This window comes from Marinospirillum alkalitolerans (assembly GCF_045055655.1).
Lineage (GTDB): Bacteria > Pseudomonadota > Gammaproteobacteria > Pseudomonadales > Halomonadaceae > Marinospirillum > Marinospirillum alkalitolerans.
Genome location: NZ_JBANFI010000003.1, coordinates 93030 through 116563 on the forward strand (window position 1 = coordinate 93030; position 23534 = coordinate 116563).

The window sequence follows — 23534 nt, forward strand, 5'->3', positions numbered from 1 at the left end:
GTCATTTTTATTCTTCTATTAACTGATCAACATCGGATTGAGCCTGATTAAAGTCATCAATACGCCCAATATCTAACCAGTAATCTTTTAAAGCATAAGTGCTAACACCTTTTTCAGATTGTATTTCTTCTTGTAAGAGATCGGGCATATCCATCTTAGTATTGAAAGGAACACGTTTCACTAGCTCTGGAGAGAGAAGATAAATTCCAGCATTAATATTAAACTTATGAACTGGTTTTTCCTTGATGCCTGTTGCTCTGTTATCTTCTGACTCGATCACACCATAAGGAATCTGGTACTCATACTCTCTCACACACACGGTTGCGCTACCACCTTGCTCTTCATGAAATGCTAGTAAATTAAGGTGATTGAGTGTTGTGAGCAGATCACCATTCATCATAAACAGAGGCAGATTAATTTCATCATAGGGTAGCAAACCTAAGGCACCTGCAGTGCCTAGAGGTGTCTCTTCGTGAATATAAGTGATGCTCACACCCCAGCGACTGCCATCTCCAAAATGTTCACGAATTTTTTCCGGCATATAGTGGGTGGAGATGTAAAAACGATGAAAACCTGAGTGAACAAAGCTCTCCAGAATCAGCTCAAGAATCGGTTTGTCACCGACTTTAAGCAGGGGTTTCGGGCAGGTTTTGGTCAAGGGGTGCAAGCGCTTACCAAAACCACCAGCCATCAGAAAGACGGGGTTATCCTGCCGGGGTTTTTGCAGTAATCCATGCAGTGTCTCCAGCCCGGTTACTCGTTGATCAGCATCTACAACTGGCAGTTGCAACAGTTGTTGTTGCTCCATAAAGGACAGTAAACGCGCTTTACTCCAGTCAGCAGTAGCCACCTTGGGCTGCATGTTCATTATTTGAACAACGGGTGTGCTTAAATCCAGGCGTTTGAGCAGCGCTCTGCGCACATCGCCATCGGTTACCGTCCCTAAAAGTTTTTTATCTTCGTCGGTTACGAGCAGAATCTGCTGTGCAGATAAATCCAGCTTCTCAATGACTGCTTCGAGTGAGGCCGTGGGTTGAACGAGCGTGTCTTGCCAGTTTTTCATGGTTTATTCACTGTGAATACTTGGTGGCTTGCTGAGGTTTTGCAGCCAGATATTTGTGGCCGGCGGGTAGATCTGTCAATAGTGTGGAGCCTGCACCAAGGATAGCACCTTGCTCCAGATGTCGCCCTTGAACAACACAACTTCCCGGCCCCAAATGGCACCTATCCTCAAGGTGGACATCACCACACAACATCACCCCCGGTGCGAGATGGCAATGTTTGCCCACCTTGCAATCATGATCAAGCTGGGCACCCGTATTAATCAGTGTATTTTCATCAATTTTTACATCGGGTTGCAGAATACAGCCCGCCATGATCTGTACACCTTCAGCCAGCTCAACTCCATCTGCAATGATGGCTGAAGGGTGTACCAGGGTTATAAAAGAGTAACCTGATTCCTTGAACTGCTCAAACAGGTTTTGACGAAGGTTTTTTCCCGGCAGACTACCTACACCATTCGCCAGCAAGACAGTATTGGGTGGATACTGGTAAAGATCAGCATCTTCCCCCAGCACTGGTAACCCTCGCCATTCTGTAATGCCTTTTTGCTTAAGCTGCGGGTCAATGACTCCTGAAACCGGATGCTTCATCAACCGCAGCAGGTTTAAAACCACTTTGGCGTGACCGCCTGCACCGAGCAAAATGACAGGCAAACTCATAGTGCTTCGCCGGGCTGATAGTCTTTGCTGGCAGGAGTACCCAGATAATCCCAGTAATGAATGGCACTGATGCCTTGCCCGGTTCTGGCTGTGGTGAGTGTTGTTTTATCCAGCGTTTCACCCTGTTGAACCGCGTGAGCAACCAACAGGCTTTGCCGCGCTACCTGGCGCGTATCCCGCTCGGCTGGCTGGGGAACTTTTCGACCCGAGCCAAGAGTTTGCTCAACAGCTCGTACTTGCTGAACAAGCTCCTTTAGCTCATGTGGTTCTAGAGAGGCTTTCTGATCAGGGCCAGGCAGGTGACGACCCAATGTAAAGTGCTTTTCGATAATTGTGGCACCGCGTGCTGCTGCTGCAACAGGTACCAATAACCCTTGTGTATGGTCAGAGTAGCCGACTGGCAGCGCGAAAGTGGCTCTCAGCGTATCCATGGCTTTCAGGTTGACTTGATCAAGCGGAGTCGGATAGCAGGATGTGCAGTGCAGCAACGTCACCTGATCTTTAATTGCTTCATAGGCTTGCGGCTGGCTCCAGAATTCCCAGGTTTCATTCAGGCTCCTGGGCTCCCGATCAAAAGAGTAGCCGTGTGCCAGAATTGCCAGCGCCTGTTCAACTTCACTGATCGTTGCCATCCCTGTTGAGAGAATGCAGGGCTTGCCTGTTGCCGCAAAAGCCCAAAGCAAACGCGCATTGGTAATTTCGCCAGAAGGAATCTTGTAAAAAGGTAAATCCAACGTCTGCAAATATTCGAGGCTTTGCAGATCAAAAGCAGTGGAAATAAAGATGATCCCTTTCTGCTGAGCATAATCCTGCAGGTCTTTGTGCCAGCTTGCGGGCAGTTCGAGCTTTTTGAGCATCGCAAGCTGAGATTCAGATGTCTCAGTATTTTCTTTTTGGTACTGAGCTTTAGGTGCTGTTGCTGCAGCCAGGCGTTCTGCGTTAAAGGTCTGAAACTTGACAGCATCAGCGCCGGAATCAGCAGCAGCAGAAACTAACTGAAAAGCAAGGTCGCGGTCACCATTATGGTTTACGCCAGCTTCAGCAATAATAAGAACAGACATGGTTAGATCAACTCTTATTGAAAATTGATATCGTAAAACTTCTTGAAAATGAGGGGCTGAAGATCCGTGTCTTTCAATATCCGAATGATTTTTTTACTGACCTGCCCATCACCATATGGGTGAAGAGTCGCGTTACTTATTTCTCGATGGGAAGCCGAAAGCGCTTGAGCGAGTGCAGCCATGATTTCTTCTAGCTCGTCACCACTTTCGATGACTGACTCTGCTTTGAATCGCCCTTTTTGTCTTATTCCTATATCTACAGTAGGGACACCAAAAGCGGGTGCCTCAAGCAAGCCACTCGATGAGTTGCCAACAACGGCACCGCAAATTTTCATGAGGCTTAAGTAGCGCAGCTGTCCAAGAGACTCGGTCAATAAAACACTTTCCTTATGTTTAGCTGCAAACTTTTGCAATAGCATGATTAGTTCACGCCCATAAGTATCAGCATTAGGAAAAGTGATCACAAGCTTACGCTCTGGAACCAAAGTTTCAAGGGCTTGAAGAAGATTCTTAAGTGAATTGATCCCACCATCCTCTTTCAAGGTGACGGGGTGGTAAGTAATAAGAAGTGGTTGATCGCCAAGCTCAAAATGCAGTGATGCTTCCAGTTCCTTTTGGTTTAATAGCTGCAAGCGTTGTGCGTTCTCGATGGCTGGTGCACCAACATTAAAAACCCTACTGGGGGACTCACCTAGCTGAATCACACGCTTGCGATACACCTCTGTACTGGTAAAGTGTAGGTGTGCCATTTTGGTAATTGAATGACGGATCGCCTCATCAATGACGCCCTCTGTAAGCTCCCCTCCATGCAAATGTGCTATTGGTATTTGAAGAATCATGGCTGTTTGGGCGAGAGCAAGTGCTTCGAATCGATCACCGAGAATAACAAGACAATCGGGTTTTAAGCGGCTGAGGGCATCCACAAATCCAATCACACCCAGTCCGATAGATTTTGCAATTCCCACCCTACTTGAAGACGAAAGCAGCATTTCAACTTTTTCGTTGATAGCGAATTCTTTCTCAATAGTTTGCACTGTATAACCAAACTCAGGTGAAAGATGCATACCGCTTACAATCAGCTGGAGTTCGAGATCTTGATCGTTTTCGATCTCCTTCATCAGCCAGTAAAGCAGGCCGTATTCAGCACGTGTGCCGGTAAACACTGTGATTTTCTTCACACTTCATCCTCTAACCTGACACTACTTGGCAAATTCACCACCCGCTCTTCTAACCACTTTGCATTAGTCAGATCATCATGCCGACAATGCTGATACATCGGTAGATGATTCATCAAGGCCCAAATGGGGCGAGTCATGACGCCTTCATTGTTCGTGTTTTTAAGCAAGTCATCACGCTGCTTTCTGTCTTCGCAGATCACAGCATTTAACCAATAGTTAGAACGACACTCTTCTGGCTCGGTGATGAATTGCAAAGAAGAGCCTCGAAAAAAAGCCTTGTAGCCTTCTGCCAGCGCACGCTTAGCACGGATGAATGTCTCAAGCTGCTCTAGCTGAGCACAGCCTAAAGCCGCATTTAAATTAGGTAAGCGGTAGTTATAACCCAGCTCATCATGCCTATACTCGTAAGCATGAGGTTTTTTGGCTGTAGTGGTGAGATGCTTAGCTCTTGCACCTGTTGCTGCATTTGCCAGAATCATGCCCCCGCCACCTGTTGTGATGATTTTGTTGCCATTAAAGCTGAGTATACCCACGGTACCCAAAGTCCCCGTGTGCCGACCCTTATAGAAGCTGCCTAACGACTCTGCTGCATCTTCGACTAATGCAAGGTTCCAGCGTTGGGCGACTTCACATAGGCCATCAAGATCTGCAGGGTGACCAAAGGCATGCATTGGTACACAAGCGCGAATCACTTTACCATCTGCGTGAGCTCGGCATGCACCTTCTGCATCCAATTCTGCGTGGTTATTCAGCCATAGCTCTAGGGCCTGAGCAGACATGCCCAATGTTTCACGGTCGACATCCACGAAAACTGGCTCAGCACCACAATAAGCAATGGCATTACAAGTTGCCACAAAAGTTAGGGGTTGGGTAATGACCAGATCACCCGCTTCAACACCTGCAAGCTTTAAAGCTATATGCAGTGCTGCCGTACCATTGACTGTCGCTACGGCTTGAGGTGAGCCGGTATAGTTTGCGATCTCTTGCTCAAAGCGATCTACATAGTTACCAACACTAGATACAAAAGTAGAATCGATTGTCTCCATGAGATAGTTTTTTTCATGCCCTGAAAATATTGGCGCATGTAAAGGAATCGACTCCTTACTCCCGTAATAGTCTTGAATGAACTGAATCAGCTGCTTGCTCAAAGTAGACTCACATTTTGCTATCTAAATACTTACCAGTTTCTTTATGATCAAAATATGGAAGTATGTGGTGAAATAAGTCAACTAGCTCTTGTTTTGACCAAGATAGCTTTCGCTTCATTTTACTAATACGATCTTCAAAATCAGCGAGCAATGATTCATCAAAAATGGCCTCATTCTTGATAATACCAAGGCTCTTAAATCGATCCATATCTAAGGTTTCTTTTGCAGTAAAAAATTCTTCGATGTCTTTTTCACCTGTTGTATCGCTAGAAGTAAAAAGACAAGGCCACTGACCTTGTTGAGGAAGAGATTTGACGAGTGCTCTAGCTTCATCTTCATCATGGCACAAAACAGGTTCGTACCCTTTCTGTACTAAGTACTTTACAGCAATATCAGCAAAGGACATCAGATCAAGTTTTTCGCTGAGTTTTGGAAAAAAAATGTCACGATTATCACCAAAAAGACAAGACATCAAACAGAGCTCACCTGATTCTTCTGGTGTGACAAAGTAACGACGTACATCACTTGGCGCAACAATGGGCTGACCTTTTTCAAGGCGCTGATTAAAACCATGCAGCAAAGAGCCATCAGAAAAAGCGACATTAGCAAAGCGGGCAGTAGAGACATCTAACTGCAAGCTTCGGCGCATTAAGAACATTTCCATAATTCGCTTTGAAGCCCCCATCATATTAACAGGGTTTGCTGCTTTATCTGTTGATACACAAAAATATTTTTTTGCACTAGCCTGGATAGCCTGCTGAAGCGTTTTCTCCGTGTTGAATATATTGACATCTACCATACGCATGAGTGTATAGGGATCTTTTTCACTTCTAACATGCTTCAAAGCCGAAAGATTGAGAATATAATCATATCCCCCACCTGCTTTAATGAAGGCGTCATACTCAATTGAACCAATATCCAAAGAAAAGGTTTTGAAATCCCCTTCAATATAACCATAAGAACTACGAACATCTCTAACAAGCTCAACCATATTGTTTTCGCTAATATCAACAACATGAAGCTTTTTAGGGTTACGCTTAAATATTTCTTTGACAACGGCCTGACCTATAGATCCAGCCCCGCCTAGAATCAGGAAAGAGGAAGAAAAGATTAATTCATCAAGATTGTCACGATAAACCTCCAAGTCTTGACTAAAGATACTATGCTTTCTTCCCAAAGCTTTATAGATATTCAAAATAGCCCCTATAATTTATATTTCAGAAAGAGCGCGCACAAAAGAAGCTGGATCATCAAACTTCTTGTTAATAAGCTCTAGTTGTAAACTCGCCATTCTCTGAGGTGCACTAGAAACTTGGCGCCCAAAAAGATAAGTGAGCTGAATAACATCTTCTTTTTTTAAGCCTTTTTTTGCAGCGCCCATACCGCTAAGTAACGATCTTAAGAGTAGATAGCGTGTCGTAATACTCAGCCAGCCGTCTTTGATGCGTTCTTTGTGGATAGGGAAAAGGCCAAAGAGAACCCAGTTCACTACGATATTTTCAAGTATCCACGGGTACTGCTTCTCAAGTGATGAAAGATGCTTTTTTCTGGCCTTATCTAAGGCTTGAATATGATCCATATGCAGTTTCTTGTGATCATGAATCCCCAAGCCCGATGTGACTTGATCAAGCGCCTCTTTAAACTTATCTTTTTTACTAGGTAAGTCGAGAAGGCGACTTAAGATAAACAAACCCAGCGCGCCATCATTTTTTTCTTTTAATAAGACCGCCTGCTGATCAAAATATCCCTCATTAATCAACTGGCTAAAAAGATCGAGCAGTTCTTGCATGCTCAGCTCGCTCGCTTGGCCTTCTGCAATTACTCTTTCTGCCCGCTGGACTAATAGCGAACAGATAAAAAGCCTTTTTTCTAGACTGATTGCGCGATATCTTAAAATGGTGATCAAACCTTGTAATAGTGCATAGCGGTTATGGTATGCGTCATTAAACTCAGTTTGATCAACAAGAATCAAGCGATCCCAAGCATAAACAGACCCGAACTCGAGCTCTAAAGCATCTTGATCCTCAATTAAATGGCGAGCAACTTCAGGGCAGGATTCATTCATTGATAAAAGCTGATCTGTTCCTAAAGGCTGATACTGACGCGGGTAGACTGCACAAGTATGACTCAGTGCATTAATACCAAATTCTTTATGGATTTTACAAAAACCGGATTTTTCTTGTAAGTCACATCCACCTGTTTTGATGTTTTGTTTTAAGGTGGCTGGATAAAACTCCTTGGTGACTAGATCGTTGTTTTCTTGCAAATAGGGTTGCATCAGCTTGCCAAGTTGTGGATCAAGGCGATAAAGCTGATAAGTATCGTGATCAATCGAGATTGTCCAGTTTTCTTGGCAGCAGTTATCCGGGCATCGAGGCCCCGTACAGCCAAACTGCCGAGCATAGCGTGGGGCTAGAGCATCTTTTTGCATATAAAAACCTATAAGATTAGTTGGAGTGCTAGAGACTGCTTATCTTTGGACGAAAATACAATAGTAGCCGTTTCGCTCTAGTAGCGAGCACGAATATGTGGTTTATGATGCTTTTCATTGTCAAAATAATAGAGGCGGATAAGAATTCCATAGAACATCGAGATGGCCAGCATAAATTTAACCCTGCATCCCTGGTGCCCCAAGGCGATTGAGCTGGTCATCGCCACATAGCACGCTTTGCCACCAAGGTTTATGATCCAGATACCATTGCACGGTTTTTCTCATACCGCTTTCAAAGGTTTCTTGCGGTTTCCAGTCCAGTTCGCGCTCAATTTTGCTGGCATCAATGGCGTAACGTCGATCATGACCGGGTCGGTCTTTCACGAAGGTAATGAGGTCTTGGTAATGGCTTGTCTGAGGCTTGAGCTCTTGCAGGATTTCGCAGAGCAGCTGGACGACTTCAAGGTTTTGTTTTTCATTATGGCCACCGATATTGTAGGTTTCACCAACCTTGCCTTCGGTCACTACCTTATAGAGTGCGCGAGCATGGTCTTCCACATACAGCCAGTCTCGAATCTGATCCCCCTTGCCATACACAGGTAGAGGTTTGCCTTGCAGCGCATTCAGAATGATGTGGGGCACCAGCTTTTCTGGAAAATGATAAGGGCCGTAGTTATTGGAGCAGTTGGTGACAATGACCGGCAGGCCATAGGTTCTGTGCCAAGCTCGAACCAGATGATCAGAGCTGGCTTTGCTGGCTGAGTAAGGACTGCTGGGCGAATAGGATGTGCTTTCTGTAAAAAGTGTTTGTGCTGCCTGAGCATCTTCATCTGGGTGCGGTAGATCACCGTAGACTTCATCTGTGGAAATATGATGAAACCGAAATTTCTGTTTACGCGTGCTATCCAGCCCCTGCCAGTAGCTGCGAGCGACGTCCAGCAGGGTATAGGTACCGATAATATTAGTTTCTATAAAGGCAGCCGGACCATCAATGGAGCGGTCCACATGGCTTTCTGCAGCTAGGTGCATCACGGCGTCGGGTTGGTGCTGGCTAAAAATACGTTCCAGAGCGCTACGATCGCAGATATCGACCTGCTCAAAAGCATAACGAGGAGATTGGCAGACACTGACTAGATTATCGAGATTGCCTGCATAGGTCAGCTTGTCGACGTTGACCAGGCTCTCTAGGGTGTTGTGGATGATATGCCGAATAACTGCGGAGCCAATAAAGCCCGCACCACCTGTAACCAGTATTTTCATGTTTTCTCTCAACAGCCACATCCGATGTACTGCGGCCGAGGTACGCTACCGCCCCAGGATAACAGCTGATCCCTGAGAGCTCTGTGCTTTTATTTCGGTTAAACCGATGGTTTCTTGAGTTAAAGAGTTGAATCCGCACTCGAGTCTAGCAGTTTGAAGCGAGAAAGGAAGATGCAAAAAGGGGGCAATCTGCAAAGAAATGCAAACAGGTGTGGAAATCAAACGAAGGAGGAGAGAGCAAATGGTGGGCCCAGCAGGACTTGAACCTGCGACCTGCCGATTATGAGTCGGATGCTCTAACCAACTGAGCTATAGGCCCATCAAGAAGGGGTAAAACAAAGTGGCAAAATCATACCAGAAAGCCTTGAGCTTTCAAGACTTTCTGGTGATTTCAGCGTGGATTATTCATCCAAGAAAGAACGCAAGGAATCGCAACGCGAAGGATGGCGCAGTTTACGCAGCGCTTTGGCTTCAATCTGACGTATCCGCTCGCGCGTGACATCAAACTGCTTACCCACCTCTTCTAAGGTGTGATCGGTATTCATATCGATACCAAAACGCATGCGCAGTACCTTGGATTCACGTGCCGTCAAACCAGACAATACTGAACGCGTGGCTTCAATCAAGCCTTCGCCAGTAGCCGAATCAATCGGCGATTCTTGATTGGTATCTTCGATAAAATCGCCCAGATGCGAATCTTCATCATCGCCAATCGGCGTTTCCATCGAGATCGGCTCTTTGGCAATTTTCAATACCTTACGCACCTTGTCTTCTGGCATCTCAAGACGCTCACCCAGCTCTTCAGGTGTGGGCTCACGCCCCATCTCTTGCAGCATCTGACGCTGGACACGATTGATCTTGTTGATCGTTTCAATCATATGCACAGGGATACGGATCGTACGGGCTTGATCCGCAATTGAGCGCGTAATCGCCTGACGTATCCACCAAGTCGCATAGGTCGAGAATTTATAGCCACGGCGGAACTCAAACTTATCCACCGCCTTCATCAAGCCAATATTGCCTTCTTGGATCAGATCAAGAAACTGCAAGCCACGATTGGTGTATTTCTTCGCAATCGAGATCACCAGACGCAGGTTAGCCTCGACCATCTCTTTCTTTGCGCGACGGCTTTTGGCCTCACCAATCGACAGACGACGGTTGACTTCTTTTAAATCAGCAATCGATAGATTAAAGACTTCTTCATAAGCCTTAATCTTGCGCTGCGCACGCTGGATATCCTGACGATAGAGCTTAAGCTTCTTGGCGATGGCGTCATCTTGTGCGATGCGCTCTTCAACCCAAGTGGTATCGGTTTCACGACCTGGGAAGCCGCTAATGAATTCAGCTTTAGTCAAACCAGACTTACGCACAGCCAGTCGCAGCACTTCACGCTCTTGGCTACGAATATCACCAACAGCATCGCGCACCTGACCGACTAAACGCTCATAGTGTTTATTGGCAAGCTTAAAGGGCGCAAAGATCTCACCCAGCAGCTCCATCTCTGCTTGGGTTTTTTCGTGGTGGTAACCCTGCTTGGCCAGCAACTTATTGACTTTAGCCAGCTGCTCACGCAGTGCAGTAAAGCGAATACGGGCTTCTTCTGGATCAGGGCCGCTGGTGGTGGCCTCTTCATCCTCATCCGTCGCCTCAACTTCCTCTTCATCCTCTTCGTCATCGTCATCCTTGGCAGCAGCTTTGCTACTGGCAGGGATGGGCGCAGGGGCTTCAGGTGGCAGATCTTCAACAGGGTCAATAAAACCAGAGAAGACATCAGTCAGGCGGCCAGTTTCGGCCTCAATGACCTGATCATAGGCATCAACAATACTATCCACCGCACCGGGCAGATAGGCGAGCGAATGCATAACTTCACGAATCCCTTCTTCGATTCGCTTCGCGATGACGATTTCGCCTTCACGCGTTAAGAGTTCGACTGTGCCCATTTCGCGCATATACATGCGCACTGGATCGGTGGTACGTCCTGCATCGCTTTCGACAGCGGCGAGGGCGGCCACGGCTTCTTCGGCGGCGGCGTCATCGGAGGAATCGCCGTCGGTCATCAGAAGCGTTTCCATATCCGGGGCTTCCTCGCTGACGGGAATCCCCATATCATTGATCATGCGGATAATGTCTTCGACCTGATCCGGATCAGAGATTTCCTCTGGCAGGTGGTCGTTGACTTCTGCATAAGTCAAATAGCCCTGCTCTTTACCGCGGGCGATTAATTCTTTTAGACGAGATTGCTGCTGCGCGTTCCCGGACATAGAACCCCTATCTCAGCTATGCAAGAAACGTGGATGAGAGGACAGTCGCGAACGACCTAGGCGCTGCTATCCAAATAAAACCCCTACTGAATCAATGGCTTTCTATTTGGACAGCAGCGCTTAATGCAGACTGCCTAGTGATAAGCGCGAAAGTATAGCCCATTTTTAGCTGAACGTCTATTGAGCGCGCTTTTTTTGGTGGGCCTCTTGGATCAGTTTCCACAACTCCTGTCGCTCAGCCTCACCGATTGCACCAGCCTGAGAGGCCGCCATCAACTGCTGATAGCGTGTCTCACGCTGTTGCTCTTCTTGCTGCTGCTGATAGCGCTCAACCAGGGCTAACACTTCAGCCTCGCGCACAGCCAGGGGCAAACCAAGATCACCACTGGCCTTCCATTGTGCGAGCAGCCATTCTTCTTCTGCTGTGCCTGCCCAATAATCCAGCACCACCTGGGTCGTCAAATGAGGCGCAGCCAGCAAGGGTTGAAAGAGACGCTTGAGCCGCGATGTTGCAGGCAAACCCATCAGCCAACCATCAGGAAGGCACTGTAGTGCACTGGGTGCACCGAGCAGCTGACGAATCAGGCGCATCTCGATGGCATCAGAGCCAGACGCACTCGGTGCGCTGACAGCAGGCACCGAAGAGGCAGCCCCATGCGTTGACTGAGCAGCAAAAGACGGCGCAGCAGGCGCGATTGACGCAGGACTGCGCACTGGCGCGGCATGATCCAGCAAATCCGCTTCTGTCAAACCAGTCAGCTGTACAAGGCGGCGCAACAAACTACGCTTTAGCAGACCCTTGGGCAACGCAGCGAGCGGCGGTCTGGCCCTTTGTGCAAGTTGCGCCTGATCATCCAGCAGATTCAAATCCAGATCTTGACGTAGCTCACGCAGCAAAAATTCAGCCAGGGGCTGTGCTTGGTTGACACGCTGCTCAAACAAACCCGCTCCCTCATGGCGCACTAGGCTGTCTGGATCTTCACCCTGAGGCAAAAACAAGAAGCGCGCCTGCTGCCCATCACTCATCAAGGGCAGGGCCGCATCCAAGGCCTTGCGTGCCGCCTGCTGCCCAGCACGATCACCATCAAAACAGAAGACGACTTCATTGACGAGACGAAAAAGCTGCTGCAGATGCGCACTGGTGGTGGCGGTACCCAAGGTCGCCACCGCCCAGTGTATCCCCTGCTGCGCAAGCGCCACCACATCCATGTAACCTTCAACGACCAGCAAACGATCTAAACGCCCAGCTGCCTGACGCGCCTCATAGAGCCCGTACAAGGTCTGGCTTTTCTGAAACAGAGGCGTTTCCGGTGAGTTCAGATACTTAGGCTTAGCCTCCCCCAGCACTCGCCCACCAAAGGCGACCACGCGCCCTTTCAGATCTCGAATCGGAAAGATCACTCGCTCGCGGAAACGATCATAAACACGACCTGTCTCCTCTTTTTGTGCCAGCAAGCCTAACTCCAGCTGCAAGGCTTCAGGGACATGCGCCGCAGCAAGGTGGTTTTTCAACTCATCCCAGCCAGCCGGGGCCACACCCAGAGCAAAGCGCTCGATCACTGACGCATCCAGCCCGCGCTGTTCGATCAGATAGTGGTAGGCCTCCTGCCCAGCGGGGGTCAGCAACTGCTGCTGATAGAAATGGCTGGCCTGCTGCATCACGCGATAGCGAGCATCCTGACGTTCTTTTTCCTGCTGCTCTTGCAAGCGCTGCCCTGTTGAGCGATTTTCTTCACGCGGCACCTCCATCCCTTGCATTCTGGCCAAGGCTTCAACCGCTTCAACAAACTCAAGATGATCATGCTCCATCAGGAACTTCAGCGCATTACCGCTCGCCTGACAACCAAAGCAGTAGTAGAACTGCTTATCAGGAATCACATTAAACGAAGGTGTTTTTTCATGATGGAAGGGACAACAGGCCGTCCAATTGCGACCCGCTTTTTTGAGCGGCACACGCGCAGAGATCACCTCAGCCAGATCTGTTCGAGCCAGCAGGTCATCAATAAAAGCCTGGGGAATACGTCCTGCCATGACCAACCTCAATCACTGCACATCTTCTTAAAAACCAAAAAGCGAGCCTTGATCACAAGACTCGCTTTCAGGGTTGCCTCAGGTCAAGACAACTTCACCGCAGACATCCGGCCCGAAGGCCTTTGCATCGCAGCGCTTAGTACAAACGCTCGAAGCGACGCTGTTCGCGCTGAAGCTTCTTCTGATGACGTTTGACAGCAGCGGCTTTCTTGCGCTTACGCTCAGAAGTGGGCTTTTCGTAAAACTCACGACGACGTACATCAGCCAGTACACCGGCTTTTTCGCAAGAACGCTTGAAGCGACGCAACGCGACGTCAAACGGCTCATTGTCTTTGACTTTAACAGCAGGCATTCAATCACCGTCCTTAAGAGACAAGTTAGTTTTAGGTTGACATGCTGTAAGCAAAGCGCGCTTAGCCAAAACCAGCACTCTTAGCCAAAATTGGCTTGACATCATTTACAGCAAGTCAAAAATTATACTGATGAAAGGCGCTCAGCACAAATAGAGTTTCTCTCTTTGCACCTTTTCCCCTGCTCTGCCCTCCTTTATACTCCCCTCCTTTGCCCTCTCAAGCTGTGTCATCATCGGCTGAGCTTGAGGCCAAGCCGCTGAATAAACAGGTCATCACCATGCTAGTGTTGGGAATAGAAACCTCCTGCGATGAAACCGGCGTCGCGCTTTATGATACCGAACAAGGCCTCTTGGCCGATGCCCTCTATAGTCAGGTGGAGCTCCACGCCGAATTTGGCGGCGTGGTCCCAGAGCTGGCCTCGCGCGACCATCTGCGTAAGCTGGTACCGCTGGTTCATCAAGTGATGCAGCAGGCACAGCGCCCTCTCAGTGATCTGAATGCTATCGCCTATACGGCTGGGCCCGGTTTGATCGGCGCACTGATGACCGGCAGCTGTATGGCGCGCGCCCTAGCGCTGGCACTGGGTATCCCTGCATTGGCCGTGCATCATATGGAGGGCCATCTGCTTGCACCTTTGCTCGACAAAGCGCCTCCAGCTTTTCCTTTTGTCGCGCTCTTGGTCTCAGGCGGGCACACCCAGCTGATTCAGGTTGAAGCCATCGGCCGCTATCAACTCTTGGGTGAATCTGTTGACGATGCCGCTGGCGAGGCCTTTGATAAAACGGCCAAATTACTGCAGCTTGGCTATCCCGGTGGCCCACGCTTAGCTGCACTGGCTCAGCAAGGCACGCCTCATCGCTTTGCCTTTCCTCGCCCGATGACCAATCGCCCTGGACTGGATCTGAGCTTTAGCGGCCTTAAAACCCACACGCTCACCTGTATCCGCGAGCTTGAGGCGGCCAACACACTCGATGAGCAGGCCAAGGCCGATGTCGCCTGGGCTTTTCAAGATGCAGTTGTGGATACGCTCACCATTAAATGTAAGCGTGCGCTGAAGCACACCGGCTACACTCGCCTGGTTGTGGCTGGCGGTGTGAGTGCCAATCTAGCGCTGCGCCAACGCCTAGACCAACTCTTGCAAGGTATGGGCGGCGAGGTTTTTTATCCCGCTCTCGCCTACTGCACCGATAATGGAGCAATGATCGCACTCGCGGGCGCACTCCGCCTTGCCGCAGGTGAGCAGGATGCCAGTCCACCTCCTGCACTTCGCCCACGCTGGCCACTGGTTGAACTCAACCCACTGGCAACCTCTTCTTTGACTTCATAAGTGATTTTTTATGCTTTCTTCTTTAGAGACTCACGATCAGATTCTGATCGATCAGTTGCGTTTTGAGGCCTCACTGGGTCTCTATGAATGGGAAAAAAACACCCCTCAGCCCCTCAGCCTTGATGCCTGCCTTTATGTGGATTTAAAAGCGGCCGCGGCAGCAGAGGATTTGAGCCTGAGTGTCGATTACGCACAGGTCAGCCAAGAGCTGATGGCCTTAGCACAAGCAGAACATCATGATCTGGTGGAGACGCTGATTGAAAAAATGGCACAACATCTCTTACAGCAGCATCCAATAACGGCAGTACAGCTCACACTACGCAAACTTCAAGCCGTCCCACAAGCCCAAGGCGTTGGGGCGCGGATTTTTCGCCAGCGAGCCACCTCATGAGTTCAACATCAGCCGTCACAGCGCCCACCGTCACAGCCACTGCCAGCCAAGTCCGTGCTTGGGTCAGCCTGGGTAGCAACCACGAGCGTCACTTCCAGATAGGTCGTGCACTCGATGCGCTGCAAGCCGCCTTTGGCCCACTGATCGTCAGCCGTGTTTATGAAACCCAGCCTGTTGGCATCAAGGTGGAGCAGTGCGCCCCCTTTTACAATCTGGTCGCTGGATTTATGACGCAGCAAACGCCAGATCAACTCCAGCGGTTTTTTAAATCCCTAGAAGCGGATACTAAATACTTGATGCCAGAAGATCGCAGCATCTATGTCCGCGCTCTGGATCTGGATCTGATCAGCTGGGGAGACTTTCAGGGGGATTATCCGCTCGATGATCAGGCGCAGCGGCAACTGCGTCTGCCCTATCCGCAGCTGCTCAAACACGATTTTGTGCTTCGCCCTCTGGCGGAACTGATACCCAATGAATCACCAGCCGGCTACCAACAGAGTTACGCAGAGCTTTGGTCAGCCCATGCTCATACAGAGCAGGTGATGCGGCCAGTCACCTTCACTTGGATGGCGACAGCTTGACATCCTCTCTGGCAAAGAGCACCTCACCCACCTTTTCCTGACGCTGCTGACGCAAGGCCTGACCAACAGCTGGGCCGCGCAATCCTGCCTCGACAAAGGCTTTGGCCGAAAGCGGTGCCGCAAGATGATAGGCCTGGGCTATCGGCTTCACGGGCCAGTCTTCTCGTATCCAGCTCAAGACCTCGACCGCATGCAACGCTGGCTCAGGCTGGCGCCAAGCATCCAGCTGATCTAAAAGATCAATCAGGTTTTCAGGGGTGAGTATGTGACCTATCGCATGCTGGGCCGCAGTGCGCATCTTTGCCACCAAGGCAAGCGCAGCCTTAGGCCAGCCCCAAATCGCTTGCTGCTGGGTTAACTCAGCGGGATCTTGCCCATATAAAAGCAAAGCAAGGCGTGTCTCGACCTTGGCGTGATGGCTGACAGCCATCTGCAAGCGTGTGGTTAACAAGGCGGCGTGCGCCTGCCAATAGTGCGCAAAATCAGGCGAAAGAGCACTTAAGGCCCCAAGCGCATCAAGCTGAGCAAAGAAAACCTCAGGGTGGTTGGTCATCACCGCGCGCTGCACCTCCTGCGCCACCCGTTCACGCGTCAGTTCGGCCAGCTCACCCTGTTCGATGAGTTGCGCAACCAAGGCCCGCGCTTCAGGGTGAATACGAAACCCCAAATCTGCAAAGCGCGCAGCAAAGCGCGCTAAACGCAACACACGCAACGGGTCTTCAGCAAAAGCAGCGGAAACAGGCCGCAACCAACGCTGCTCACAATCTCGCTGACCGCCATAAGGATCTATCAGCTTGCCGTCCGCTGTTTGTGCCATCGCATTAATCGTCAGATCACGACGCAGCAGATCTTCCTCTAGCGTGACATCCGCCTGAGCATACACTTGAAACCCCTTATAGCCTCGGCCTGATTTGCGTTCTGTGCGTGCCAGCGCATATTCTTCATGCGTTTGGGGGTGCAAAAACACCGGAAAATCCTGCCCCACAGGAAGAAAACCTTGGGCAAGCATGTGTTGAGGTGTTGCACCCACCACCACCCAGTCGCGATCAACAACCTCCAAGCCTAAAAGCCGATCACGCACCGCACCACCAACAAGATAAATCTGCATTCTTGACCTCTTCGGGCTAAACTTTCTGCGATGATGGCCGATTTCCAGTTTAGCTCTTCAATTTCAACAAGATTAACTCTGCTCTTGCTTAATACACCACTCGCCAAAAGAATCTCTTTTTGTTACAAACAAAAAGCTGTGGCTTTGGTTCAGTGGGTATAAAATACAACAAGTGCTGCAGCAGGAATAAGAATTTCACATCTGGGAGACGACATGTTTAAGAAAACACTCTGCACTGGCCTAATCATTGCCGGCCTGACTTTAACAGCAGGTTGCGCCAATCAGCGCCAGCAACAACCGGCGACAACCTCAGGTCATACTTATATCCTTGGGCAATTTGATCCCGTTGTGATTCGCGTACAAGGCCATGGTGCGCCGTCTGCTGCTACAGATGTGCAAACCAACGCCAATCAACGTCGTCTCCTAGCAATGCGGGCGTCCAAAATGGATGCTTATCGCGCGCTCGCTGAGCGTGTTTATGGTACGCGTATTCAAGGCAGCACCACCGTTCAGAATCTGGCCACCCGTGACGACCATATTCGTGGCTATGTAGATAACATCATTCGTGGTGCGAAGGTTGTTGCCACACGTGAAGTCAACGGTGTTTTTGAAACCGAAATGGAACTGGTGCTTGAGCCACGCTTCCAACACTGTATGCTACAAGGGAGCTCTATGGCCGCTGATCCGATCTGCTCACAGAATACGGTTCATGGCGAGCACCCCTCACAGCGACTACCGGTCTCACAAGCTCAGCCACGCCAGCGCTATCATCTGAACTGATTTTTAGCAGCGGCCGCTCTGATATGACTCATAGACCGAGTCAATCAAAGCTTGTCTGATGCTTGTTTTATGGGGAGGCCTGCAACAAGGCTTCCCTTTATTGTTTTGACTCTGCCCATCAACGGAATGCCTCATGCCGAGATCTGTCCTTTCAAAGCTGGTTGTTTTTCTTCTGCTGGTCGTGCTGGGTTGGCCGGCTCACGCCTATTGGGTTGAAGCCACAGGTACAGCCGTAGTGCAACACCAGGATTTGGTGGCTGCCAGACGTGCTGCTATCCGCGATGCACTGCGCCAAGCCAGCTTTCAAGGTGCGCTGCATATCAATGGCTACCAAGCGATGAGCCGTGGCGAAGTCCATACAGATCAGCTCTCGATTAACACTCAAAGCAGCATTAGCGAAATGCAGATTCTTGAAGAGCGCATTCAGCAAGGCATGATGCTGGTCAGAGTCCGCGCCAGAATTGAAAGTAGCGGTCAGTGCGAGGGCGGCAACTATGCCAATGGCTATCGCCGCAGCCTGGCGATTAGTCAATTCCACTTAGAGCGCCCCTTGTCGGCCAATATGGGCGCACTGCATGATATCAGCGAGCGTCTACCGCGCGAATTGCTGCAGCGCCTGCAAAATGAAGAACGCTTGCGTGTTCTCGATGCCGTACGCTTTCAGCTCTATGCTGATCAGTCTTCTATCCCGACCACTGTCAATGATCAAGGGCGTTTAACCACTGCTGTCGATACAGCCACACGCTTGGGTGCTCAATATGTGCTGACTGGCGTGGTACGCAGCTTGGATCTACTCCACCCAGATCTCGCCAGTGAGCGCCCTGTTCTTGCTGGACTTTATGAACGCACGCGCTATCGTGGGGAACGCTTTGCACGTGAGTTTCAGGTTGATCTGTTTATCCACGATGGCTTTAGTGGTGAGCTGATTACCAGCCGCCGCTATACCACCACTGGCAACTGGACAGAGAACCGTACCGAACGTGTCGGCTTTGCAACACCACGTTTTTGGGAAATTGATTTCGGTCAGAAGGTCGATGAACTGGTCGAGCAGATGGTCGCCGATCTACATGTCCAGGTGGGCTGCCAGCCTTTTATGGCACGGATTACCCGCACCGACAATCGACACATCTATATTGATGCAGGCAGTGATGCTGGCCTCCAGCCAGGAGATACGCTGAGCGTTTATCGACTGAATACCTTTTATGATCAAACACAGCGTCCCTTTACTGAGCTGGTCCCCGTGGATCTGACGCTGAGCCTTGAGCGCATTCAACCTAACTTTGCTCGCGGCCGCCTTGGTGCCCTACCTGAGATGCTAAATATACAAGTCGGTGACCTGGTCATTGCTTGGTAAACGCCAATAAAAAAGAGCTCTAGGGCTCTTTTTTATGATCTTGTCTCAGCATAACCACCTAGGCTGTACACTGCTCAGGGTAAAGGTGTTTCCACTGCTCATAGCCACCAGCCAGGCTATAGGCCTCGCTAAATCCTTGCTCAAACAAGAACTGCGCTGCATTCTGGCTGCTCATACCGTGGTAGCAGCACACCACCACAGGGCGCGTCTTGTCTTGCTCGCGCACGAACTGAGCCACATTATCGTTATTCAGTGCCAGCGCCCCACGAATATGGCCAGCCGCATAGGATTGGGGATCACGAATATCGACAAACAAGGCCTGATCGGATTCTAGCCAAGCAAGTGCTTCATGGGCTTGTAGATTTTTAAAACTCATCTCATGACTCCTGGTTCTTGTTAATATCTAGGAAGCCTCTGATTAACTATTGCGCTGGGTGATACTGCGCTCTTAACGTTGATCAGAGGTTCCCTAGCCTGTTTTAATCGGCTGATGCTGGACGCCCAGTGTTATTTCTTCTGCGCTGGTACCTGAAAAAGCTGCTGATCTTCAAGGCGTAAGGCAGTGAGACACTCCCCCCAGACACAACCTGTATCCAAAGAGAAAATCCCCGCACGCCCCGTGCGTCCTTTTAATGCAGCCCAGTGCCCAAAAAGCAAACGTGTCTGCGGTGCGATCTGACTCGGATAGTGAAACCAAGGTGCATAACCCACGGGCGCATTCGCGGCTTCACTTTTGGTCTCTAGCTCCAAAGTGCCATCGGCACGACAAAAGCGCATCCGCGTTAAGTAGTTGACGATGGCACGATGACGCTCAGCGCCAGTGAGCTGATCTGACCAGCAAAGTGGATCATTGGCAAAGAGGCGGCTTAAAAAATCGCGCTGTCGAGAAGAGCGCAGCTCAAGCTCCACCTCCGCAGCCAAGGCCTGAGCCTGGGCCAGACTCCAGATCGGCGGGATACCGGCATGGGTCATCACCGCATTTAGCTCGGCATCGTAATGCAACAGTGGCTGCTGCGCGAGCCAGGCCAAGAGTTGCGGAGCATCCTTCGCCTTCAGTAGTTTATCCAAAGTGTCGGAACGCTTGGTTTTACGCAGCCCTTGGGCCACAGCGAGCAGATGAAAGTCATGGTTCCCCAGCACAACCTGCGCACTGGAGCCAAGATCGGTGATCAGGCGCAATACATCCAAAGAGCCTGGACCACGATTCACCAGATCGCCAACACACCAGAGGCGATCACGTGCAGGATGAAAGTCTATTTTCTTAAGGAGTTGCTTGAGTTCGTCATAGCAACCCTGGAGGTCTCCAACAGCATAGGTGGCCATAGGCTTTCCTTCTTGTCTTACGAAGCGTTTACCCCGCCTGCCGAAAGCGCCAGTTTGCTAGGGCAACAAATTCAGCAACAGTCAGGGTTTCAGGGCGACGACTGGGATCAATCTGCACATCGGCAAATCCAGCCTCATCCACTAGGCCCTTCAGGTTATTACGCAGGGTTTTACGGCGCTGGCCAAAGGCCTGCCGAACGGTATCCGACAGCAGCTGCAGATCTTCAGCAGGATGCTGAGGTGGTTGAGGGGTCAGGCGCACGATGGCCGAATCGACTTTCGGGCGCGGTACAAAACACTCAGGCGGCACAATAAACAGGGATTCAACCTGACAAGCATACTGAGTCATGACGCTCAATCGCCCCCACTGGCTGGTCCCTGGTTGCGCCGCCAGTCGGTCGACCACTTCTTTTTGCAGCATAAAGTGCATATCCACTATTGAGGTACCAAAGCTCAAGAGGTGGAAGATCAAGGGGGTGGAAATATTGTAAGGGAGATTACCGATCAAACGCAGTGGCTGCTGATCATCCATCAGGCTGGTGAAATCGAACTTGAGTGCATCGGCTTCATGGACCTGAAAATTGGGTGCATTAAAAAACTTCACTCTCAGCCCAGGAATCAGATCACGATCCAGCTCAACGGCATCCAAGCGCGCGCCTGAGTCGACCAGCTGCTCGGTGATCGCGCCCATCCCAGGTCCGATCTCGACCAGATGCTCACCTTGCTGAGGACGAATCGCACGCACAATGCGACCAATCATCCCCATATCTTGTAAAAAATTCTGACCAAAACGCTTACGCGCCTGGTGACCATGCACTGCCGCAGTCATAAAATAATCTCTGTATACAAATGAAGGCCAAGCGGACTCAGCCGCTTAAGCCTGAAGGTTGGCCGCATAGTCCAGTGCGGTAAGCAGGCTTCCTAAATGCGCCTGCCCAGTACCTGCTAAATCCAGTGCGGTACCGTGATCGACTGAGGTGCGGATAATAGGGAGGCCTAGGGTGATATTGGCGGCCTGCCCAAAACCACGGTGTTTCAGAACAGGCAACCCCTGATCATGATACATCGCCAGTACGGCATCAGCCTCAGCCAAATGCTGCTCAGTAAAGAGCGTATCCGCAGGCAGGGGGCCAATCACGCCTAAGCCTTCAGCAGCAAGGCGAGCAAGAACAGGTTCGATCACCTCGATTTCTTCCCGTCCCAGATGTCCACCTTCTCCAGCATGGGGGTTCAGGCCGCACACCAATATACGTGGATGGGCCAAACCAAAGCGCTGCTGCAAATCCTGATAAAGAATTCGGGTCACCCGCTCTACGCGCTCTGCGGTAATAGCATCGGCAACCTCGCGTAGCGGAAGATGGGTGGTCACCAAGGCCACGCGCAGATCACGCGTCGCCAGCAGCATGACCACCTGATCACAAGCACAACGCTCTTGCAGATACTCAGTATGCCCTGTAAAGGGCATCCCCGCCTGATTAATAATGCCTTTATGAACCGGCCCTGTAACGAGCGCGGCAGCCTGCCCAGAAAGACACAAGTCGGTGGCCAAGGCCAAGCAGTCCAACACATAGGGCGCATTACGCACATCCAGCTGTTGGGCCTGAGCAGGCGCGGCTAAAGCAACAGGCAGAACGCGCACAACACCTGGCTGATCAGCCCAATGCAGCTGATCGACACTGATTGACTGGTATTGAAAAGGCAGGGCTAAGTCTGCCGCACGCGCCTCTAAAAGTGCAGGATCAGCCACCACAACCCAGCGGCTCGACCAGCCCCTTTGCGCCAGCTGGATAATTAAATCAGGGCCGATGCCTGCAGGCTCACCCGGGGTGATCAGAATCGGAAGACTCATCAGCCCCTGACCTCCACCCAGGTGGTGGCACGAATTTCACGCAGCCAGCGCTCGACTTCTTCTTCAAAGCGTCGCTCAGCCAGGAGCTGACGCACCTGCTGACGACGATGACTGGCGGTCATATCGGCTTCCCGACGGGCTTCGACTTGAATCACATGCCAGCCAAAGGCGCTGCGCACAGGCTGAGAGACTTCGCCCACCGCCAGTTGCTGCATCGCCTGTTCAAACTCAGGCACCATCTGACCGGGGCTCACCCAGCCCAATTCACCGCCGGATTGGCGACTGCCTGGATCATCTGAATACTGACGGGCGAGATCGGCCAGTGTTTCTCCAGCCTGAATGCGTGCATGCAGGGCACGCGCTTCAGCCTGAGCCTGAGCATCATCACGCAGCGCATTCACCGCCACCAGCAGATGACGAGCGCGTGTTTGTTGCACCAGATGCTGAGCACCACCGCGCGTTTCGAGCAGCTGGATCAAATGCACACCGCTGGGGCTACGGAAAGGACCCGCATTCTGACCTGGACGCAAGGTGACCACTTGATCAGCGAATAAGGAGGGCAAAGCCAAGGCCGAACGCCAACCCAGATCACCACCGCGCAGCGCTTGATCTCCAGACGAGCTGGAGACCGCCAGTGTTTGGAAATCCTCACCCGCATTCAAGCGCGCCAACAGTGCTTCCGCACGAGCGAAGGTCTGACTGGTTTGCTCTGGCGTGGGGTTCTCTGGCAGCGGCAGAAGAATATGGCCAACACGGAACTCACGCCCTTCACGTTCCATGGCCTCAGGTGAGCTGAGGTAGTGATTGATCTCCTGCTCACTGACTTGAATCCGCTCACCAACACGGCGTTGACGCAATTGACCGATCAACATTTCTTGGCGTATCTGCTCGCGGAACTGAGCAAAATCTAATCCTTCGGCTTCAATCTGACGGCTAAAACTGCGCAAATCCAAGCCATTTTGCTGGGCAATACGATTGAGCGTCGCATTCAAAGTCTGGTCATCGATACGCATACCAGCCTGACGCGCCTGCTGCAGCTGAATAGTATCCAGAATCAAGCGCTCCAATACCTGCTGTCGCAACTGATCTGCAGGTGGTGGCCTGACACCGCGGTCATTCAGCTGCAGGCGCACCTGCTCCAAGCGCTGCTCTAGCTCGCTTTCCATCACCGCTTCATTGCCGACTACGGCAACAAGGCGATCCAGAAGACGCGGCTCAGCCTGCACAGTCGTCATCACACTCAGACCCAGCAACAATCCTAGCCCCAAAGCTCGCCATCTGTTCCACTCAGCATACTGCTGCTTACCCATAGTTACTGCCCCTTATTCATGCGCTCTTTAATTGGCATCAAGCTCTTGTCTACTGCAAAATTTCTTG

Annotated in this window: 22 protein-coding genes and 1 tRNA gene; 5 read left to right on the plus strand and 18 right to left on the minus strand. The window is 50.6% G+C overall.

The window, feature by feature from the left end; genetic code table 11:
- Nucleotides 1–7 precede the first annotated feature (7 nt).
- The 12 genes from V6U78_RS05395 to rpsU all read right to left on the minus strand — a co-directional run bounded on the left by V6U78_RS05395 (nucleotide 8) and on the right by rpsU (nucleotide 13443).
- Nucleotides 8–1063 (minus strand): nucleotidyltransferase family protein, encoded by a 1056-nt coding sequence (locus V6U78_RS05395; protein WP_405338206.1) that lies wholly within the window; start codon nucleotides 1061–1063, stop codon nucleotides 8–10.
- Between the two features lie 7 nt (nucleotides 1064–1070).
- Nucleotides 1071–1721, minus strand: a complete 651-nt coding sequence (locus tag V6U78_RS05400; RefSeq protein WP_405338208.1) for an acetyltransferase — start codon at nucleotides 1719–1721, stop codon at nucleotides 1071–1073.
- Complete coding sequence (gene neuB / locus V6U78_RS05405) at nucleotides 1718–2782, minus strand: N-acetylneuraminate synthase (protein ID WP_405338210.1); 1065 nt, start codon at nucleotides 2780–2782, stop codon at nucleotides 1718–1720. Before neuB ends, V6U78_RS05400 begins: the two co-directional genes overlap by 4 nt.
- 14 nt (nucleotides 2783–2796) lie before the next feature.
- The gene (neuC, locus tag V6U78_RS05410) at nucleotides 2797–3960 is read right to left on the minus strand and encodes a UDP-N-acetylglucosamine 2-epimerase (protein WP_405338212.1); all 1164 of its coding nucleotides are present in this window, start codon (nucleotides 3958–3960) and stop codon (nucleotides 2797–2799) included.
- Nucleotides 3957–5108 (minus strand): LegC family aminotransferase, encoded by a 1152-nt coding sequence (locus tag V6U78_RS05415; RefSeq protein ID WP_405338214.1) that lies wholly within the window; start codon nucleotides 5106–5108, stop codon nucleotides 3957–3959. Before V6U78_RS05415 ends, neuC begins: the two co-directional genes overlap by 4 nt.
- A gap of 7 nt (nucleotides 5109–5115) precedes the next feature.
- Nucleotides 5116–6303, minus strand: a complete 1188-nt coding sequence (locus V6U78_RS05420; protein ID WP_405338216.1) for a UDP-N-acetylglucosamine 4,6-dehydratase — start codon at nucleotides 6301–6303, stop codon at nucleotides 5116–5118.
- A gap of 15 nt (nucleotides 6304–6318) precedes the next feature.
- Nucleotides 6319–7539 (minus strand): flagellin lysine-N-methylase, encoded by a 1221-nt coding sequence (gene fliB / locus V6U78_RS05425; protein WP_405338218.1) that lies wholly within the window; start codon nucleotides 7537–7539, stop codon nucleotides 6319–6321.
- A gap of 177 nt (nucleotides 7540–7716) precedes the next feature.
- Entirely contained in the window at nucleotides 7717–8799 is a 1083-nt protein-coding gene (gene rfbB, locus V6U78_RS05430) for a dTDP-glucose 4,6-dehydratase (protein WP_405338220.1), read from the minus strand.
- A gap of 242 nt (nucleotides 8800–9041) precedes the next feature.
- Nucleotides 9042–9118: transfer RNA gene (locus tag V6U78_RS05435), tRNA-Ile, on the minus strand.
- An 82-nt stretch (nucleotides 9119–9200) separates the two neighbouring features.
- Nucleotides 9201–11060, minus strand: coding sequence for an RNA polymerase sigma factor RpoD (gene rpoD / locus V6U78_RS05440; protein ID WP_405338222.1), 1860 nt, complete (start codon nucleotides 11058–11060; stop codon nucleotides 9201–9203).
- 177 nt (nucleotides 11061–11237) lie between these two features.
- Complete coding sequence (dnaG, locus tag V6U78_RS05445; RefSeq protein WP_405338224.1) at nucleotides 11238–13091, minus strand: DNA primase; 1854 nt, start codon at nucleotides 13089–13091, stop codon at nucleotides 11238–11240.
- A 136-nt stretch (nucleotides 13092–13227) separates the two neighbouring features.
- Nucleotides 13228–13443: a 30S ribosomal protein S21 gene (rpsU, locus tag V6U78_RS05450; RefSeq protein WP_292257229.1), complete on the minus strand. Its 216-nt coding sequence runs from the start codon at nucleotides 13441–13443 to the stop codon at nucleotides 13228–13230.
- Between the two features lie 278 nt (nucleotides 13444–13721).
- On the opposite strand from rpsU, the gene tsaD reads away from it, so the two are divergent.
- Genes tsaD through folK form a run of 3 tightly spaced genes read left to right on the plus strand, consistent with a single transcriptional unit; the run spans nucleotide 13722 to nucleotide 15743 of the window.
- Nucleotides 13722–14771: a tRNA (adenosine(37)-N6)-threonylcarbamoyltransferase complex transferase subunit TsaD gene (gene tsaD / locus V6U78_RS05455; protein ID WP_405338226.1), complete on the plus strand. Its 1050-nt coding sequence runs from the start codon at nucleotides 13722–13724 to the stop codon at nucleotides 14769–14771.
- Nucleotides 14772–14781: 10 nt separating this feature from the next.
- The gene (gene folB / locus V6U78_RS05460; RefSeq protein ID WP_405338228.1) at nucleotides 14782–15162 is read left to right on the plus strand and encodes a dihydroneopterin aldolase; all 381 of its coding nucleotides are present in this window, start codon (nucleotides 14782–14784) and stop codon (nucleotides 15160–15162) included.
- Nucleotides 15159–15743: a 2-amino-4-hydroxy-6-hydroxymethyldihydropteridine diphosphokinase gene (gene folK / locus V6U78_RS05465; RefSeq protein ID WP_405338230.1), complete on the plus strand. Its 585-nt coding sequence runs from the start codon at nucleotides 15159–15161 to the stop codon at nucleotides 15741–15743. Before folB ends, folK begins: the two co-directional genes overlap by 4 nt.
- Here the strand turns inward: folK and V6U78_RS05470 are convergent.
- Complete coding sequence (locus tag V6U78_RS05470) at nucleotides 15721–16851, minus strand: polynucleotide adenylyltransferase (protein WP_405338232.1); 1131 nt, start codon at nucleotides 16849–16851, stop codon at nucleotides 15721–15723. The two genes, folK and V6U78_RS05470, sit on opposite strands and share 23 nt — an antisense overlap.
- Before the next feature lie 213 nt (nucleotides 16852–17064).
- Here V6U78_RS05470 and V6U78_RS05475 point away from each other — a divergent pair, with 213 nt between their 5' ends.
- Together V6U78_RS05475 and V6U78_RS05480 are read left to right on the plus strand one after the other, a co-directional pair.
- A complete protein-coding gene (locus tag V6U78_RS05475) occupies nucleotides 17065–17631 on the plus strand; it encodes an LPP20 family lipoprotein (protein WP_405338233.1) in 567 nt (188 codons plus the stop codon).
- 133 nt (nucleotides 17632–17764) lie between these two features.
- A complete protein-coding gene (locus tag V6U78_RS05480; protein WP_405338235.1) occupies nucleotides 17765–18985 on the plus strand; it encodes a flagellar assembly protein T N-terminal domain-containing protein in 1221 nt (406 codons plus the stop codon).
- A 58-nt stretch (nucleotides 18986–19043) separates the two neighbouring features.
- On the opposite strand, the gene glpE is transcribed toward V6U78_RS05480, so the two are convergent.
- The 5 genes from glpE to V6U78_RS05505 all read right to left on the minus strand — a co-directional run bounded on the left by glpE (nucleotide 19044) and on the right by V6U78_RS05505 (nucleotide 23467).
- The gene (gene glpE, locus V6U78_RS05485; RefSeq protein WP_405338237.1) at nucleotides 19044–19361 is read right to left on the minus strand and encodes a thiosulfate sulfurtransferase GlpE; all 318 of its coding nucleotides are present in this window, start codon (nucleotides 19359–19361) and stop codon (nucleotides 19044–19046) included.
- Nucleotides 19362–19492: 131 nt separating this feature from the next.
- The gene (locus V6U78_RS05490; RefSeq protein WP_405338239.1) at nucleotides 19493–20308 is read right to left on the minus strand and encodes a symmetrical bis(5'-nucleosyl)-tetraphosphatase; all 816 of its coding nucleotides are present in this window, start codon (nucleotides 20306–20308) and stop codon (nucleotides 19493–19495) included.
- Between the two features lie 28 nt (nucleotides 20309–20336).
- Nucleotides 20337–21137, minus strand: a complete 801-nt coding sequence (gene rsmA, locus V6U78_RS05495; protein ID WP_405338241.1) for a 16S rRNA (adenine(1518)-N(6)/adenine(1519)-N(6))-dimethyltransferase RsmA — start codon at nucleotides 21135–21137, stop codon at nucleotides 20337–20339.
- 45 nt (nucleotides 21138–21182) lie between these two features.
- Nucleotides 21183–22157: a 4-hydroxythreonine-4-phosphate dehydrogenase PdxA gene (gene pdxA, locus V6U78_RS05500; protein WP_405338243.1), complete on the minus strand. Its 975-nt coding sequence runs from the start codon at nucleotides 22155–22157 to the stop codon at nucleotides 21183–21185.
- The gene (locus V6U78_RS05505; protein WP_405338245.1) at nucleotides 22157–23467 is read right to left on the minus strand and encodes a peptidylprolyl isomerase; all 1311 of its coding nucleotides are present in this window, start codon (nucleotides 23465–23467) and stop codon (nucleotides 22157–22159) included. The genes pdxA and V6U78_RS05505 overlap by 1 nt, the downstream gene beginning before the upstream one ends.
- Nucleotides 23468–23534: the final 67 nt, after the last annotated feature.